Below are 16,519 nucleotides of genomic sequence, written 5' to 3'. Positions count from 1 at the left end.
GGATGACCCCAGGTACGGCCGTCGACGTGGCCGATGGCCATCATCACGTGGCCGGGGATGTAGACCAGATCGCCCACCTGCAGGTCGGTGACGGCGCGGTCGCGCACCGCCTTGCCGTCCTTGCCGGTGAACGGCAGGCGATCCAGGGCAGGGCTGACCGCCTGTGCACTGGTATTGCGTGGCAGCAGCACGCCGAAGCTGCGGTAGATCTCGGATACGAAGCCGCTGCAGTCGCGGGTGTCGTAGTCGTGGCCCCAGCCGTAGCGCTCGCCGAGGAACTTGAAGGCCTGCTGCAGCAGCAGGCGTGGGGTCAGCGGCAGGTAGTCGGCGGCGGTGTCCTGCGAACGTGGCAGCAGCGCCGGCACCAGCTTCAACCGACCGTCGGCTTCGCGTACCGGCAACTGCACCACCCACGGACGCATGCGCCTGCTGGCCGTTCACCGGCTCTGAAGCAGGCCAGCCGGCCAGTACCGGCAGGCGCACGCCCATGTCCAGCTGCAGGCGCGAGACGCGCGGTTCTTCCGGGGGTGTAGGCGGTCTGCGCGGTGGCACCGGTGACGATCCGGTACGGGCCTTTGGCGCCATAGCCGAGCACGGTGGCTTTGTCGCCGCTGGCGATGGCATCGGACTCGATCCATGCGCTGTAGCGCTCGCTGTGCACGAACAGCCAGTGGCCGTCGGCGCTGCGATGGACCACGGCAATCTTGTCGCCGGGGAACAGCGCCGATTCCTGAAGCGATCGATGTCGGTATCGCCGATGCTGCTGAAGACGCGCTCGCGGGTTGGGAAGGTGCGCAGAGCTGCGCGCTTCACCACCAGCCCATACTGCGGTGCCGTCCGGGCGGGAATCCCATCGAGGCCCAGGTTTGCTTCGATCGTGCTGCGCAGTGCCGGCGTGATGGCCTGGCCCTTGTCGTTGTACAGGGTGCGGCTGGGCCAGCTCGACAGCGCGGTGATGCTGGCACGCACCGTCGCCGCATCAAGCTGGGCTGGCAATGCGGCGATGTCCTGGATGTGGCTGTCCTGTGCCCGCATCCGCGCGTTCTGTGCCTCGATCTGGCTGCGGTCCAGGACCGGCACGTCGGCGTTGTCCAGGCGCGCGGCCCAGTACTGCGGGGGTGAGGTAGGCCTCGTGCAGGCCGATCACATAGGGCAGCGGTGCGCCGGGATCGGGTGACGGGGCTGCCTGTGAAAGGGCTGGTGCGGCCAGCAGGCACAGGGCCAGGGTCAAGCGGCGTGGCCAATGCCGATGCCGTTCGCGGGAAGCCAGGATCATGCGCTGCACACCCTCCTCGAATGCCTTTTGGAATATTTATTCCTTTTGGCCACGAAAGCAAGAATAAATTATTGACCAGCATCCCGGCCCGTGTTACACAGCCGTTACCACCCGCGCTGGGGAAGTGTCGCTGTGGATCCTGCCGTTCGCAAACCACGTCTGCCTGCCACTGCCGGCTGTGTGCCGCGCTGCTGCTGTGGGCGTGGTCGGCGGGAGCGGAGCCGCCACCCTCGGCCATCCAGTTTGCGCGGGTCGTGCAGATGATCGACGCGGGACGGTTCTCCGAAGCCGGCAGCGAACTGAACACCTGGTCGGCTGCGGACGCGGCGGAGCCTGGCGTCAGTTTCGACGACATCGCGTTCCAGGAAGAGCGCATGCGCCGCATCCGCCTGGATTTTTCCCTCGACGAAGCCGCCGTCAAGTCTGCCGTGCGCCGCTGGATTCCCGACCTGACCGACGAGGAATTCGCACGCTGGGACCAGCTTGGACTGATCGAACACCTCGACATCGATGGCACGCGCTGGTACTTCAAGCGCGCACCATCGAACCTGTTCCTGCTCAGTGATGAGGCGCGTGCACGCCGCCGCGCGGATGCACCGATGCCGCCTCCGGGCCCCAACGAAGTGCTCAACGCCCACCACGCGCGCGCGGTTGCCGCAGCCGAACAGAGTGGCCAGGCGTCGGTGCTGCCGCAGCGCATTGAATTCACCCAGTCGCTCACAGTGAAAGCCGATGCCGTGCCGGCCGGCGAAACCGTACGCGCCTGGATTCCGTACCCGCGCGAAATCCCGGGACAGCAGGAGCAGGTGCAGTGGCTGGGCGGCAGCCGGGCAAGGCGCGGGTGGCACCGGCCAGCACCTTGCAACGCACGGCCTATCTGGAAGCCAAAGCGGTGGCTGGGCAGCCGACCCGCTTCGAGGTCCGCTACGCGGTCACGATCTTCGCCCGGCATACCGCGATCGATCCGGCCAGGGTGCGGCCGACCCCGGCTGATCCGCGTTGAAGCCCTATCTGGCCGAGCAGCTGCCGCATGTGCGCTTCACCCCTGCGCTGAAGCTGTTCTCCGACCAGGTGCTGCAGGGCGAGACGCGCCCGTATGAAGTGGTGCGCAAGCTGTTTGCTGCGGTCGACCGCATTCCCTGGGCCGGTGCGCGCGAATACTCCACGATCAGCAACATCAGCGATTACGCGCTGCGTTCCGGCCATGCCGACTGCGGGCAGCAGACCCTGCTGCTGATAGCGTTGCTGCGCCTGAACGGCATTCCCGCGCGCTGGCAGTCGGGCATGGTGTTCTCCGACGATGGCAGCGGCTACAACAACCTGCATGACTGGGGGCAGGTCTACCTGGCGCCGTATGGCTGGCTGCCGATGGACGTGACCACCGGGGCACTGGCCAGCGACGTGCCGGCCCTGCGCGATTTCTACCTGGGTGGCCTCGACGGCTACCGCATCGCCTTCAACGATGATTTCGGCCAGCCCTTCGTGCCGGCCAAGCAGCACTTCCGCTCGGAAACGGTCGACTCGCAGCGCGGCGAGGCCGAGTGGGCAGGCGGCAACCTGTACTTCGACCAATGGAGCTACGACTTCCAGTGGCGGGTACTGCCAGCCAGGCAACGCTAGCGCGACACATCGCACTCCACACCATTCAATTCTTGCAGGAGAGAGCAGGGGATGAAGGCTTACAGCATCAAGCGGGCGGCGTTGTGCGTCGCCCTCGGGGCGTGTCTGGGCATGATGCTGCCCGGCACAGCAATGGCGCAGAACGTGAGCGGCGCGGTGGCGGGCCGCGCCACCGCCGGTGATCAGGTGACCGTGGTCAGCAACAGCACGGGCCTGACCCGCTCTGTCACGGTCGGTGCCGATGGCAGCTATCGCCTTGGCCAGCTACCGGTGGGCGACTACCAGTTGCAGCTCAGCCGTGATGGCCAGAAGCTGGGTGATCAGGTTGCTGTCAGCGTCGCGATCGGCGGCACCACCACGGTCAATCTGGCAAGCGGCGGCGGCGTCACCAATCTCGATGCACTGCAGGTGGTCGGCACACGCGTGGTCAATCGCGTGGATGTCTATTCCACCGAAACATCCTTCAACATCAATCGACAGGAAATCTCGCGCCTTCCTGTGGCGCAGGACCTGTCTGCGGTCGCACTGATGGCGCCTGGCGTGGTCGGCGGCAACTCGTCCTTTGGTGGCTTGTCCTTCGCCGGCTCGTCGGTGGCTGAAAATGCCGTCTTCATCAATGGCCTGAATGTCACCGACATGTACACCCGTCGCGGCTTCAGTACCGCGCCGTTCGCCTTCTTCAAGGAGTTTCAGGTCAAGACCGGCGGATACTCGGTCGAGTTCGGCCGCTCCACCGGTGGCGTGATCAATGCGGTGACCCGTTCGGGCAGCAACGAGTTCGAAGGCGGCGTGGAAGTCACCGCTGAACCCAGTGCATGGCGCTCCAGCGGCGGCGACCACTTCCATCGTGATGGAACCCCGCATTCGTATGGCAGCCGCGACAACAACTCGTTCCTGAAGACCAACGTGTGGGGCTCCGGTCCGATCATCAAGGACAAGCTGTTCCTGTTCGCGATGTATGAAGACCGCAGTGACAAAGGGCACAACACCTCGTCCGATGGCAGTACCTGGTTCAAGAATGATTCCGGCAACGGCTTCTGGGGCACCAAGCTGGACTGGAACATCAACGACAACCACAGCCTGGCGCTGCTGGCGTTCTCCGACGAAGGTGACGTCACCAACGCCTCGTATGGCTACAACTGGAACGCAGACCAGCTCGGTGCATGGGGCGGTGATTCGGTCACCGAGACGGGTGGTCGCAACTGGTCGGCCACCTATACCGGCCACTTCGGCCAGAACTTCACCGCCCGCGCCATGGTCGGCCAGAACAACCAGCGTGCGTTCACCAATTCGTCGCTGGATCAGGCGTGCAGCCCGGTGTTCACCGACAGCACCTACGGCCCGCGCCTGGGCAAGCTGCAGGGCCTGCGCGCAGGCTGCCACCCCACCGGCACGGCAGTGGCCGAGCGTGACGATACCCGTGACGTGGCGCGACTGGACTTCGAATGGCAGCTGGGTGATCACCTGCTACGCTTCGGTGTCGACCGTGAGCTGATGACCACAAAGCAGTCCACCCGCTACCCCGGTCCGACCGAGTTGAGCTACACGGCCTACGTAGCGCGACCTGGCGATGAAGTCTGGGACGGTGCCAATGCCTACGTGCCAGCAGGCGTTACCGAAATGCTGCGTGCGCGCAACCGCAAGTCGGGAGGCACGTTCGAGACTGAAGCCAATGCCTTCTACGTGGAAGACATCTGGAACATCACTCCGAACCTGATGCTCAACCTCGGCGTGCGCTGGGACCGTTTCGAAAACCGCACCGCCGCCGGCAAGGCGTTCATCAAGATGGACGACCTGGTCGCGCCGCGTGTGGGCTTCTCGTGGGACATGCGCGGTGATGGCAGCACCAAGCTCTTCGGCAACGCCGGCCGCTACTACCTGCCGGTTACCAACAACATCAACGTGAACTTCGCCGGTGGTCTCACCGACGAATACAGCTATTACGTGCTCAATGGCTGGGAACAGAAGACCTCGCCGACAGGCTCGCCGTACATGGCACCGATCGTCGGCCAGCAGATCGGGCCGACCGACACCCGCATGAACACCGGCGGTGCCGACCTGCGCCAGAGCGTGGACCGCGATCTCAAGGCGGTCTACCAGGACGAGTACATCCTGGGCTTCCAGAACATGATCAACCAGGCGTGGTCCTGGGGCGTCAACGCCACCTATCGACGGATGACCCGTGCGCTGGATGACATCCGCATCAACTACACCCCGTGCGGCCCGACCCCGAGCACGCTGTGGCCGATCGCCAATCCGGGCGAGAGCCTGACAATCTGGGGCGACAAGAGCATCGGCTGCGCCAACGAAGGCTGGATCACCATCGATACCGCCAACAGGGGCTATCGCAAGGGCGGCAGCGGCGAGGTAATCGGTTACTCCAAGCCCAAGCGTACCTACAAGGCGCTGGAGTTCCAGATCGACCGTGCATGGGACGAGAAGTGGATGTTCAACGCGTCCTACCTGTGGTCGAAGAGTGAAGGCAACTTCGAAGGACCAGTGAACTCCGATACCAACTACGGTGATACCGGCATGGTCCAGTTCTGGGACCACCCCGCCACCAACGAGCGCTACGGCGTACTGTTCAACGACTTCCGCCACCAGTTCAAGCTGCGAGCTGCGTACGCACTGAACAAGCAATGGTCCTTTGGCACCACGTTGCAGGTGCAGTCCGGTGGCCCGATCACTGCGTATGGCGTGATGTGGCCAAACGACTCCATCGCCGGTGGCAGTACCTCCAGTGAAGGTAGTGGCGGTGGCACCGGTTGGCTGTGCGTGGCCAACTGCTCCGGCCCATACAACCAGCGACAGTTCGAGTACAGTCCGCGCGGCGCGTTCGGTCGCCTGCCATGGACGTGGACCATGGGCGCCAATGTGACGTGGCGTTTGCCGGTGGAAGGCATCGACCTCAGCGCACGGCTGTCGGTCTACAACCTGTTCAACAATCAGAAGACCATCAACGTGCACCAGCGCTATGAAGCGCAGCCCGGCCAGTACCGCGAGGCGACGTTCGCCACCGGGACGCGCTGGCAGGCTCCGCGCTATACACAGTTGGTGGTGACCTGGAATTTCTGAGGCTGCATCCCGTGCCGTCCGTGTGGGCGGCGCGGGCATTGGAAGGGAAGCGTGCATGCATCATCTGCTGATCCTCGCGGCGGCACTGGCCGCACCCTCCGCTTCGGCGGTCGATACCGCATCCATCGATGCGGATATCGCCGCCGTGGTCCGCGTCGAGCATCTGCCCGGGCTGGCCATGGCAGTAGTCGAGAACGGGCGCGTGGTCTATCGCCATGCGGAAGGGGCGCGCGGCGATGGCGGCCGCATCGACGAGGACACCCTGTTCAAGATCGCCTCCAACAGCAAGGCGATGACCGCCGCGTTGCTGGCGCGGCTGGTGCAGCAGGGCAAGCTGCGCTGGGATGATCCGGTGCAGCGGTACCTGCCCGGGTTCCGCATGCAGGACGCATGGGTCGGCCAGCAGATGCAGGTGCGCGACCTGCTGATCCACAGCAGCGGTCTCGGCCTGGGCGCCGGCGACCTGATGCTGTGGCCGGAACCGAACACGTTCACCCGTGCCGACATCATCGCCGGACTGGCGCACCTCAAGCCGGTCAGCAGCTTCCGCAGCCACTATGCCTACGACAACCTGATGTACGTGGTGGCCGGGGAAGTGGCCGCTGCGGCCGGTGGCAAACCCTATGACCAGCTGATGCGCGAGCAGGTGTTCGAACCACTCGGCATGACCCGCTGTCAGGTCGGGGCCTGGTCGGTGAAACGCGTGGGCAATGTCGCGCAGCCGCATGCATGGCGTGGTGATCGCAATGAGGTGGTGAACGCCGACGGTGATATCAGCCCGGACTGCCGTCGATGGCGGCCGGTGGCATCCGTTGCTCGCTGCGCGACATGACGCGCTGGATGCAGGTACTGCTGGATCCTGCCGTGGTGCCGGACTGGCTGGACAGCACGCAACGCCGCACGCTGTGGACCCTGCACATGCCGATGCCGTTGGTGTGAACGCCAGCAGCGCTGGGACAACGCGCATTTCTACGGCTACGGTTACGGCTGGCGCGTGTCGGACATGGACGGGCAGTGGAAGGTAGCGCACACGGCACGCTGTCGGGCATGTACTCGTCGCTGGCGCTGCTGCCCGACCGGAAGGTGGGTGTGGTGATGCTGATCAACGGTGAAGGCGAGGATGCACGCACAGCGCTGATGCAGGCAGCGCTGAAGCGCTTCACCACCCCCGACGATGCGCGTCCGGCGATGGAGTACCTGGCCGAACTGAAGGCGGACCAGGCAACGCGGGCCGCGAGCGGCCATTCGCGGCCATCCACCGCTGCGGCGCAGGTGACGAGCCGCACGGACCTGTCCCGCTGGCAGGGTCGTTACCGCGATCCGTGGCTGGGCCCGGCCTCACTGTGCCCGGGCGCGGACGGCCTGCGTTTCAGCGTCGACAAGTCGCCCCGACTGCAGGCCACGGTGCTGCAGTTGCAGGGGCGTTGGCTGCTGCGCTGGGATACGCTGGGCGAAGACGCACAGGCCTGGCTGCAGCCCGGTGACGGTGCGCCGCCCACACTAGACCTGCGTGCCATCGACCCGGACATCGACTTCAGCTATGACTTCCAGGACCTGCATTTCACTCGTACTGGCGACTGCCCTGGCAGCGAGCGCCAGCGCCGCTGAGCCGCCGCGCGTTTCGCCGGCGATCGACGCCGCCAGTGCCGGTCTGGTCGAGATCCGTTCGCTGTCGCCACGCATCGAGATGGATATCCGCTACGCCAGCGCCAACAACTTCACCGGCGCGCGCGTACCGGGTTACGAGGCGCCCTCGTGCTACCTGCTGGCGCCGGTGGCGAAGGCGCTGGCGCAGGTGGAACAGGACCTGCGTGCGGATGGATTCGGCCTGCGGATCTACGACTGCTACCGCCCGGTGCGCTCGGTGCAGGCCTTCATGGCCTGGGTGAACGACCCGCGCGAGCGCTCGCGCAAGGCATTGCAGTACCCGGATCTGGACAAGCCGCGGCTGCTGGCTGACGGCTACATCGCCGAACGTTCCGGACACAGCCGCGGCGCCACGGTCGATCTGGGGCTGCTGGATTGCCGCAGTGGTGCATGTACGCCGCTGGACATGGGCACCGACTTCGATTTCTTCGGGCCGCGCGCGCATACGCAGACCAGCGGGTTGAGCGATGCACAGCAGGCGAACCGCCAGCAGCTGGTGCGCGCGATGGCGCGGCGGGGCTTCGTCAATTATCCGCAGGAGTGGTGGCACTACACCCTGCAGCCGGAACCGGATCCCGGCACCGCGTACGACGTTCCGGTGCTCTAGGGGGTTTCGGCAGGGCTGCGCCCTGCACCCGCGGTAGTGCCGGCCGCTGGCCGGCAACATCAGGAGCAACAGCAACAGCGTGCGTTCCGTGGGTTGGCGGGGCGGTGCCGGAGTGCGGGGACACCGTAAATCCGTCCATGGAGGCTTGGCAGCCGCATCCATGCGGCTGACACCCCGCACTCCGGCACCGCCCCGCCTCTGACAGTTTCCCGCGGAGTCCGTTGTAAAGCCGAGCCCATGCTCGGCTGCTCTTTTTTCAATCGTCGAGATATTCGATCTCGATGGAGATTCATCCACGCATGGCGTGGATCTACCGTGCCACCGGATCGGGTCCGGGGCAGATCCCTTACACTGGCCGCCTTCTCATCCCAGCCCGCCCGATGACCTTCCCCTGCACTTCGGCCTGCTCGGCACCCTGGAGGCGGCGCCATCGCCCTGCTGGTCGGCCTGCTGGTGTATTTCCTGTGGTCGGGCTGTGCCGGCTGCTGCACTGGTCGGTGGGGCATGCGATCGGCTGGTCCTGCGTCATCTCGGTGGTGGCCTCCGCCGGCATCGACGCGTGGAAGCTGTTCTACATGGGCATCGTGCGGCTGGAGTCCGCCGCTGTACGCGCGCCTGTTCCTCGCCACCATCCACGATCGAACGAACTCGGGTAGCCGTGTCGTGCTGGAAATCGCCGGCGCACTCGCCGGTGTCGCCTGGGATGGGTGTTGTTCAGTTCGCGGTCATTGGAAAAAACCGTCGACTGACGCAGGTTTTTCGTTGCCTGCCGGTTAAATCCAGAGGCGCTGAATGCGCATCTCATGAGCCACTCACTCCCGCTAACCAGCGCGCTAAAGCATGCGTGGAGGCGAGTGGTTAATCGCGCGTGTGGAGGCTGGCCGCGGCCCAAAATCGATTCAGAAAGGCGGTGGCAGGGTAGGTGCCGTGCGGAAGCAACAGGGCCGCGCAACACCACCCAATTGGTAGGAGACACCCCTGATGACTATTCGCAACCGCAAGCCCCTGATCGCCCTGATCGTCGCCGCCGGCAGTGTGCTGGCCATACCGGCGATGGCACAGTCGGCCAAGCAGCAGGCCGCGCATGCGCAGAATGAAGCGGCGCAGGCCCAGCAGGCGGCGGCACAGGCCGGGCAGGCGGCTGACCAGGCACCGACGCGGCCGCAGCGGCATCGGCGCAGGCCAACGGCGTGGCCAGACCTGGGCCAGCATCGATACCGATGCAACGGCACCATCAGCAAGACCGAGGCGCAGGTGACGCCGGCCTGGCCCAGGTGTTCGACCAGGCCGATACCAACAAGGACGGCGAGCTGAGCGCCGACGAGTACAAGGCCTACGTGCCGCGCAGCAGGCCGGCGCTGGTGCCGGCGCGGCGCAGGGCCGCTGATCCAGACCTGATTCGGGAAGACCGGTGCATGGGGACCCGGGCGGCTGCGGCCGCCCGGGTTTTGCCGTATTGACGGCGCCTGCGCCGGGCACGACCATCCGCGCATGGCACCCTCAAGCGCCATTTCGAGACCATGGCCCGCTACAACGCCTGGGCCAACCAGCGCCTGTACGCCGCCGTGGAGCCACTGCCCGACGAGGACTACCGAAGGCCGTGCGGCGCGTTCTTCGGTTCCGTCGAACGTACGCTCAACCACCTGCTGGTGACGGATCGCATCTGGCTGCGCCGGCTGGCCGGGCAAGGCGATACCGGCTATGCACTGGACACGCTGCTGTTCACCGATTTCACCGCGCTGCGTCAGGCGCGGATCGAGGAGATGCCGGCATCGTCGCGTTCGTGCTCGGGCTGTCCGATGCGGCCTTGGCGACCCGTGTCGCCTATCGACGCGTGTCCACGCCCGAACCGCAGCTGCAGCGGGTGGACGCCGGGTTGGCACACTGGTTCAACCACCAGACCCATCACCGCGGCCAGGTACATACCCTGCTGACCCAACTGACCGGCCAGGCCCGGCACTGGACCCTGCTGGTCTACCAGCGCCAGCCGGCGACTGAGCCTGCCCGGTGTCCCACGTGCCGGGACGGCGGTATCCTTGTGCGATGACTACCCCCACGCTGCGCCGTCGCGCGCCATCGGCCTGGTCGGTTTTGACGGTGACGACACGCTGTGGAAGAGCGAGGACTACTACCGCAAGGCCGAGCAGGATTATCTTGACCTGCTGTCGCGCTACGTCGACGTGCATGACACCCAGACCGCGCGCCACCTGCTGGAAGTGCAGCAGCGCCACCTGGGCACCTTCGGTTACGGCGTGAAGAGCATGACGCTGTCGATGATCGAAGCGGCCATCGACATCACCGGCCAGCGCATCGAGGCCAAGACATCCAGCGCATCCTGGAGATCGGCCATGACACCCTGCGCCACCCGGTCGAGCTGATCGACGGCGTGCGCGAAGCGGTGGCGCCATCGCCGAGCACTACCCGGTAGTGCTGATCACCAAGGGCGACCTGTTCCACAGGAAGCGAAGATCAAGGTGGCCAACCTGGCCGAGCTGTTCCCGCGCATCGAGATCGTTTCCGAGAAGGACCCGGAGACCTACGCCCGCGTGCTGGCCGAATTCGACCTGCCGATGCAGCGCTCGTGATGGTCGGCAACTCGCTGCGCTCGGACATCGAGCCGGTGGTGACCCTGGGTGGCTGGGGCGTGCATACCCCGTACGCGGTGACCTGGGCCCACGAGGACCCAGCATGGCGTGGCCGACGATGAACCGCGCATGGTCACCGCCGATACCGCCCACGACTGGCCGGCTGCACTGGCGGCGATCGAGGCCAAGGCCGCTGCAGCGGCCTGACAGGGCGCGGCGGCTGCGGCAGAATCGGGGCATGAACGTCCCGACTGCGCGCGCTGTTGTTGTCCCTGCTGCTGGTGCCGGCCACCGTGCTGGCCCAGCAGACCGCCGAGCGTTCGGCGGCCTACGCGTGGAAACCGGTGACAGCTGGGTCGATGCCCAGCTGCAGGACATCAACCACTACGCCGAGCGCTACCCCGACGCCTTCCTCGACGAGGTGTCGCGCTATGCCGACGTACCGCGCGGCTATATCAGCGCACTGTTCACCACCCATGGCTGGCAGGCCGGGGATATCTACTTCGCCTGCTTCTGGGCCAAGGCCAGCGGCCAGACCTGCCGCGACAGCGTGGCGCGCCTTCAGCCAGGACCCGGCCGGCGGCTGGGAGGCGGTGGTGAAGCGGATGCCGACCAAGCCGGAGAACCTGCATTACCGCGCGCTGCGCCACGCCATCGTGGCCAGCTACCAGCACTGGGACCGGCCGATCACCCTGGATGCCACCCTGAAGCGCCAGCTCAAGCGGTAGTGCCGGCCGCTGGCCGGCAACTGCACCCTTCCAGGCATCCGGGGGTTGCCGGCCAGCGGCCGGCACTACCGATTTCTTTCATGTTGCTGTGCATATCGCCGCCGCCGCGCGCTCCGGCGACAATACGGGTTCGAGCTGTTCCCCGTTCCCGTAATCGAGTGACTGATGAGCGCCTCTTTCGTTTCGCCTGATGTGATCCGCCGCCTGTTCGCGCAGGCCATGTCCCGCATGTACCGCACCGAAGTGCCGCTGTACGGCACGCTGGTGGAACTGGTGGAGCGGATCAACGCGCAGGTGCTTGACCAGGACCCAGCGCTAGCCGCGCAGCTGCTGCGCAACGACGAGCGTGCGCGCCTGGACGAGGAGCGCCATGGCGCGATCCGCGTCGGCACCGTGCAGGAACTGGCGACGCTGCGCCGCCTGTTCGCGTGATGGGCATGTTCCCGGTCGGCTACTACGACCTGTCGGTGGCTGGCGTGCCGGTGCACTCCACCGCGTTCCGGCCGCTGACCGGCGCCGCGCTGGCGCAGAACCCGTTCCGCGTGTTCACCTCGCTGCTGCGCCTGGAGCTGATCGAAGACGAAACCCTGCGTGCCGAATCGGCGCGCATCCTCGAACGCCGCCGCATCTTCACCGACGGCGCGCTGGCGCTGATCGAGCAGGCCGAGCGTGACGGCGGGTTGTCGCAGGCCGATGCCGAGCGTTTCGTCGATGAAGCACTGGAAACCTTCCGCTGGCACGGTGATGCCACCGTCGACCTGCCGACCTACCACGCCCTGCACAACGCGCATCGCCTGGTGGCCGACGTGGTCAGCTTCCGGGCCCGCACATCAACCACCTGACCCCGCGCACGCTGGATATCGACGCGGCGCAGGCCGCGATGATCGAACAAGGCATGGCGGCCAAGGCGGTGATCGAAGGCCCGCCGCGCCGCGCCTGCCCGATCCTGCTGCGCCAGACCAGCTTCAAGGCACTGGAAGAAGCCGTGCATTTCCCGGACAGTGAGGGTGGTGATGCCGGTACGCATACCGCGCGCTTCGGCGAGATCGAACAACGTGGCCTTGCGCTGACCCCGAAGGGCCGCGCGCTGTACGACCAGCTGCTGTCGCAGGCACGCGATGCCGGTGGCGAAGGCAGTACCGGCGGCGACTACGGCCAGCGCCTGCAGGCGGTGTTCGCCAGCTTCCCGGATGACCACGACACGCTGCGCCAGGAAGGCCTGGGCTATTACCGCTACCAGCTGACCGACGCGGCCGCGCCGCGCCGGAGCGCGTGGCTGATCTGCCGGCTGAAGTGCTGGTGGCCGCGGGCCTGGCCACCGCCGACCCGATCGTCTACGAGGATTTCCTGCCGGTCAGTGCCGCGGGCATCTTCCAGTCGAACCTGGGCGGTGAAGAACAGCGTGCCTATGCCGCGCATGCCAACCGCGAGGCCTTCGAGCAGGCCTTGGCGTGGCGGTGAACGACGAGTTCGAGATCTACGAGCGGCTGCAGGCTGAGTCGCTGGCGGCGCTGCGCATCGTTTGATGGTAGAGCCGGCCGCTGGCCGGCTGTAGGGGAAGCCGGCCAGCGGCCGGCTCTACCCGATGTCCGTGCCTGGGGTCATGGCGCTGCCCTCTGTAGAGCCGAGCCATGCTCGGCTGCCGAGAAAAGCAGTCGAGCATGGCTCGACTCTACAACAGCGGGTCTCAGCCCTTCATCGTGCCGGTATCCAGCCAGCGCTGGTGCCACGACAGCGCTTCCGGCAGCAGGTGCGGGGTGTGCTTGCCGTAGCTCTCGCGGCTGGCACGGTCGAAGTAGTCCTGCAGCTGCGGGCGGAAATCCGGGTGCGCGCAGTTGTCGATCAGCACCTGCGCGCGCTTGCGCGGGGTCAGGCCGCGCAGGTCGGCCAGGCCCTGCTCGGTCACGATCACCGACACATCGTGCTCGGTGTGGTCGACATGGCTGGCCATCGGCACGATCGCCGAGATGGTGCCGTTCTTCGCCGTGGACGGGCTCAGAACGGCCGACAGGAAACCGTTGCGGGCGAAGTCACCGGAACCACCGATGCCGTTCATGATCCGCGTGCCATCACGTGCGTCGAGTTGACGTTGCCGTAGATGTCCACCTCGATCATGCCGTTCATGCCGATGCAGCCGAGGCGGCGCACCAGTTCCGGATGGTTGGAGATTTCCTGCGTGCGCATGATGATGCGTTCGCGGTAGAAATCGATGTGTTCCTTGAACGTCTCGTTGGCCTGCGGCTCAGCGCGAAGCCGGTGCACGAGGCGTAGCTCAACACGCCGTCGCGCAGGCAGGTCGAGCATGCCGTCCTGGATCACTTCGGTGAACGCGGCCAGGTCGCGGAAACCGCTCTTGGCCAGGCCGGCCAGCACCGCGTTCGGGATATTGCCCACGCCCGACTGCAGCGGCAGCAGGTTCGGCGGCAGGCGGCCCTTCTTCACTTCGTGCTTGAGGAACTCGATCAGGTGCGAGGCGATCTGCTCGCTGGTTTGCATCGATCGGGCTGAACGGGCTGTTGCGGTCCGGGCCGTTGGTGCGCACCACCGCCACGATCTTGTCCGGGTCGCAGCGCAGCGCGGTGTCGCCGATGCGGTCGTTGGCGTTCACCAGCGGAATCGGCTTGCGGTGCGGCGGCAGCGCGGTGCCGTAGTAGATGTCATGCATGCCGTCGACGCCGGCCGGCTGCCATTCGTTGACCTCGACGATCACCTTCTTCGCCAGGTCCAGCCAGGTCTTGTTGTTGCCGACCGAGGTGGAGGGCACCAGCGAGCCATCTTCGCGGATGCCGAGACTTCGATCACGGCGGTATCGATCTCGCCGTAGAACCGAACCACACGTGCTGGGCGACGTGGCTGAGATGGATGTCGATGTAATCCAGCTTGCCCTCGTTGATGCGGTTGCGCGCATCCGGGTCGCTCTGGAACGGCATGCGCATGGCGATGCCATCGGCCTTGGCCAGCGCGCCATCAAGCTCCGGCGCGGTGGAGGCGCCGGTCATCAGCTTGATCTGGAAGGGCTGGCCCTGGGCGTGCACCGCTTCGATGCGACGCGCCAGTTCCACGGGAACGGCCTTGGGATACCGGAGCCGGTAAAGCCGCTCATGGCCACGGTTTCACGGGCTGGATCAGCGCGGCTGCGGCCTCGGCGGAGACCACGCGGTCACGGAGACGCGCGTTGGCGATGCGATCAACAGACATGACGACAGTGTTTCTGGGGGGAAAGCCGATTATCGGCCATCCTCATCCGTACGGGGGGTTCTACCTTCGTGGAATGGCTTTTCCCACAGGGTCACCCATACCCACCGGTTTTGTTTTGCAGTGCAGCGTGCAAAGTGCTTTCGCAGCCCGCACGATGGCCCTGCATCCGATGTGGGGGAGGGAGCAGAGCCCGCTGGCAGTTCGCTGCAAGCGGGCTTTTTTATTGCCTGTCGCCCATTATGAATGCGCGCGACACGCCGGGTCGGATCCTTTTGCCACGGGCAAAAGCTCTGACCCGCGCAGTGCCAGCAATCCGGGGTCAGAGCCCTTTGCCGTTGGCAAAGGGATCCGACCCGCGAGATCGAGGTATGACCCTCGCCCCCGCCGACCTTCCCGCGTCCCTGCAGCCCCTTGTCGACCGCGCCCTGGCGCGCCTGGCCCAGGTCCTGCCCGAGCCCGTTCCTGCCGAGCTGCTGCCGCTGCTGACCCGGCTGGCGGTGGCCAGCGACTTCGCGCTGGACACCCTGGTGCGGCAACCGGCGCTGCTGGCACAACTGGCCGCACCCGGCTGCCCGCCGATCCCGGGGCCGGTGCTCGATCCGCTGCAGCCCAGCGACTGGCCGGCGCAGATCCGGCGCTGGCGTACCGCCATGTCGACGCGGCTGATCTGGCGCGACCTGACCGGCCTGGACGACGTGGCCGCAGACCCTGGCCGGCGCCACCGCTTTGGCCGAAGACTGCCTGCGGCTGGCGCTGGACGCCCTGCAGCAGGAATTCGCCCAGCGCCACGGCGTGGGTCCGCGATGGCGAAGGCACGCCGCAGCAGCTGGTGGTGTTCGGCCTCGGCAAGCTCGGCGGTGGCGAGCTCAACTTCAGTTCCGATGTGGACCTGGTCTACGCCTACCCGCACGGCGGCGAATCCGACGGGCCGCGCGCGCTGGCCGCTGAAGAATACTTCGCGCGCCTCGGCCAGCGCCTGGCCAAGCTGCTGGACGAAACCACCGTCGATGGTTTCAGTCACCGCGTCGACCTGCGCCTGCGCCCGTTCGGCAGCGCCGGTCGCGTCGCGCTGTCGTTCGCCGCGATGGACCAGTACTTCCAGCGCGAAGGCCGCGACTGGGAAACGCTATGCGTGGCTGAAGGCGCGCGCGGTGGCCGGCGATATCGACGCCGGTGAAGCGTGGCTGCAGACCCTGCGCCCGTTCGTGTATCGCCGCTACCTGGATTTCACCGCGCTCGACGGCCTGCGCGAGATGAAGGCGGCGATCACCGCCGAAGTCGCGCGCCGCGAACTGCATGAGGACATCAAGCGCGGCGCCGGCGGCATCCGCGAAATCGAATTCCTGTGCCAGGCGCTGCAGCTGATCCGCGGTGGCCGCGAACCAACCTTGCGCGAGCGTCGCCTGCTGGTGGCGCTGGACGCGCTGTGGCGGCCGGGCAGATCGCGCCGAGGATGGCAGCGCGCTGCGCGAGGCTTACCTGTTCCTGCGCCGGCTGGAAAACCGCCTGCAGATGCTGCGCGACGCGCAGACCCACGTGCTGCCCAGCGATGCGCTGGACCGCGAGCGCATCGCCGTCGGCCTGGGCTACCCGGACTGGGAGGTGCTGCGCGCGGCACTGGCCGTGCAGCAGCAGCGGGTCAGTACTGAATTCGCAGCGCTGCTGGCACCGAGCAAGGGCCAGGCCGCGCCCGATGCATTGGCCAACTACTGGCGCAGCCTGCCCGAGGGCAGCAACGCGCCGCTGCTGGCCGAAGCCGGTTTCCTCGATGCCAATGGCGCCG

The 16,519-nt window shown here is 66.4% G+C and carries 4 protein-coding genes and 10 pseudogenes; 12 read left to right on the top strand and 2 right to left on the bottom strand.

Annotated elements, in window-relative coordinates:
- Positions 1-1,276 (bottom strand): annotated as a pseudogene (locus AB1281_RS00610) (SH3 domain-containing protein); the annotation flags it as partial.
- Positions 1,277-1,408: 132 nt separating this feature from the next.
- On the opposite strand from AB1281_RS00610, the pseudogene AB1281_RS00605 reads away from it, so the two are divergent.
- The 11 genes and pseudogenes from AB1281_RS00605 to hglS all read left to right on the top strand — a co-directional run bounded on the left by AB1281_RS00605 (position 1,409) and on the right by hglS (position 13,064).
- Positions 1,409-2,896, top strand: a pseudogene (locus AB1281_RS00605) (transglutaminase-like domain-containing protein).
- 51 nt (positions 2,897-2,947) lie between these two features.
- On the top strand, positions 2,948-5,971 hold the full coding sequence (locus AB1281_RS00600) for a TonB-dependent receptor (RefSeq protein ID WP_049421177.1): 3,024 nt from the start codon (positions 2,948-2,950) through the stop codon (positions 5,969-5,971).
- A gap of 55 nt (positions 5,972-6,026) precedes the next feature.
- Positions 6,027-7,579: pseudogene (locus AB1281_RS00595) on the top strand (serine hydrolase).
- Positions 7,512-8,225, top strand: coding sequence for a M15 family metallopeptidase (locus AB1281_RS00590; protein ID WP_075675530.1), 714 nt, complete (start codon positions 7,512-7,514; stop codon positions 8,223-8,225). The pseudogene AB1281_RS00595 and the gene AB1281_RS00590 overlap by 68 nt, the downstream one beginning before the upstream one ends.
- Positions 8,226-8,616: 391 nt before the next feature.
- Positions 8,617-8,974, top strand: a pseudogene (locus AB1281_RS00585) (hypothetical protein).
- A gap of 232 nt (positions 8,975-9,206) precedes the next feature.
- A pseudogene (locus AB1281_RS00580) lies at positions 9,207-9,612 on the top strand (EF-hand domain-containing protein).
- 133 nt (positions 9,613-9,745) lie between these two features.
- Entirely contained in the window at positions 9,746-10,159 is a 414-nt protein-coding gene (locus AB1281_RS00575) for a DinB family protein (RefSeq protein WP_430344825.1), read from the top strand.
- Positions 10,060-10,272, top strand: coding sequence for a DinB family protein (locus AB1281_RS00570; RefSeq protein ID WP_430344824.1), 213 nt, complete (start codon positions 10,060-10,062; stop codon positions 10,270-10,272). The genes AB1281_RS00575 and AB1281_RS00570 overlap by 100 nt, the downstream gene beginning before the upstream one ends.
- Positions 10,262-11,017, top strand: a pseudogene (locus tag AB1281_RS00565) (HAD family hydrolase). The gene AB1281_RS00570 and the pseudogene AB1281_RS00565 overlap by 11 nt, the downstream one beginning before the upstream one ends.
- A gap of 44 nt (positions 11,018-11,061) precedes the next feature.
- Positions 11,062-11,538: pseudogene (locus AB1281_RS00560) on the top strand (hypothetical protein).
- A gap of 165 nt (positions 11,539-11,703) precedes the next feature.
- Positions 11,704-13,064: pseudogene (gene hglS, locus AB1281_RS00555) on the top strand (2-oxoadipate dioxygenase/decarboxylase HglS).
- 161 nt (positions 13,065-13,225) lie between these two features.
- Here hglS and AB1281_RS00550 read toward each other — a convergent pair.
- A pseudogene (locus tag AB1281_RS00550) lies at positions 13,226-14,736 on the bottom strand (acetyl-CoA hydrolase/transferase family protein).
- A 368-nt stretch (positions 14,737-15,104) separates the two neighbouring features.
- Between AB1281_RS00550 and AB1281_RS00545 the strand changes: the two are divergent.
- A pseudogene (locus AB1281_RS00545) lies at positions 15,105-16,519 on the top strand (bifunctional [glutamate--ammonia ligase]-adenylyl-L-tyrosine phosphorylase/[glutamate--ammonia-ligase] adenylyltransferase); the annotation flags it as partial.

The sequence above is a fragment of the Stenotrophomonas sp. NRRL B-14846 genome, from assembly GCF_050473585.1.
GTDB lineage: Bacteria > Pseudomonadota > Gammaproteobacteria > Xanthomonadales > Xanthomonadaceae > Stenotrophomonas.
Note: the sequence above shows the minus strand (reverse complement) of the source record. Positions and strands in the feature narration are given on the sequence as shown.